Annotated in this window: 1 pseudogene; it reads left to right on the forward strand. The window is 65.0% G+C overall.

What is annotated here, in order from left to right:
- Positions 1-105 precede the first annotated feature (105 nt).
- Positions 106-1,470, forward strand: a pseudogene (locus PZA18_RS23845) (hypothetical protein); the annotation flags it as partial.

Here is a 1,470-nt window from a genome sequence, read left to right on the forward strand (position 1 = left end):
TGGTCGGGCGATTCCAGTCGCGATGCGCTGACGGGCGCGGTGGTTCTGGGCCCACGTGGCACCGGCCAGCACCTGCCGGGCAAAAAATTCCCCACGGAGGTGGCGGTGTTCAACCCCGGCCTGGACACGGCCAAGGCACTGTGGGTTTACGTGCGCAAAGACGCCGCCGGTGGCGACCCGGCACAGACCGTCGGCAAAGGCCAGCAGCCCGAGCCCTACCACATCATCAAACTCCAGCCCCAAGCCGGCACCCAGCCACCGATGTTCTACCTGCCGGTGAAAGGCATCCTGCCGCAGGCCAATGGCAGCCTGGCCGACCTGCCCAGCCCCTGTCACTACTTCTATGTCGTGCGGGGCGACGACGACAAGGAACTGATGCGTCGCAACGGCTACCTGACCTGGGAGACGCTCGATAAAAAGGCCGTGGTCACCGCCGTTGAGACCGACTGGACCGTCGAAGGCAAGCGCCTGGATCAATACCAGCTCAAGCGCACCCATCGCTACAACGCCTTTGGCGAACTGGAGGCCGAATCCTACGGCTTGGAATCGGGCCAGTGGCAGGACGTCACCTACCGCTACAACCAGCAAGGCCGGCTGCTGCAGAAGACCCTGCCCAGCGTTCTGGTCACCGACAGCGCCGGCGAGAGCCGCCCCCAGACGCCGAGCGAGCAGTACGGCTACAACAAACTGGGCCAGCAGACCCGCGTGATCGATGCCAACGGCCATGTGCGGACCCAGCATTACGGCCACGGCCTCGACCTCAAGACCGGGCAGCTGCTGCTGACCGGCGTCAGCCAGGATGGGCAATGGCTGCAAAGCCTGCGCCACAACGAATTCGGCGACGTTGAAGCAGAAATCCAGCGGATGGAAGACTACACCGCCCGCTACCGGCAGAACCGCTACAACCAGGCGGGCCAGCTGCTGCAGGTCAGCCACTGGGAACAGCTGACGGCCGCCACCGCCGCCTTGCCGCCCCTGCCGCCGATCGCCCCTGCGGCATCGGCCGTCACCGCCCAGGACTACCTGTACGACAGCCTGGGCAACCGGCTGCGCGAGCGCAGCTATGTGAAAGTCGCGCGCGATTCCCTGGCCCGCCACTTCGTCGATGCAGAAAAAGAAAACGGCACCCGGCTGCCGGATGGCACCCCGATCAAACCGGGCCGCCCGACCCTGAGCGGGGAAGTCACCCAGCAACTCGTTCAAATCACCGGGTACGATGGCCTGGGCCGCATCGTCCGTACCGATAGCGAAGTCCTGACCGACGACGTCACCGGACTCGACCTCAAAGACCGCGAACAGGGACAAGACGTACAGATCAGCTATCTTCGCGACACAGCCGGCAACCTGCTCACCCAGCGCAAGGTGAGCGGACAGGTAGTGCAGACCAAATCGCTGTCGGCCCTCCAGAACGAGTTCGACCTGCTGGGCCGGCTGCAACGTCCGGGCGAGACGCAAACGCTCAGCCAGACC

The organism is Parachitinimonas caeni (assembly GCF_030129945.1).
In the GTDB taxonomy this organism is placed as follows: domain Bacteria; phylum Pseudomonadota; class Gammaproteobacteria; order Burkholderiales; family Chitinimonadaceae; genus Parachitinimonas; species Parachitinimonas caeni.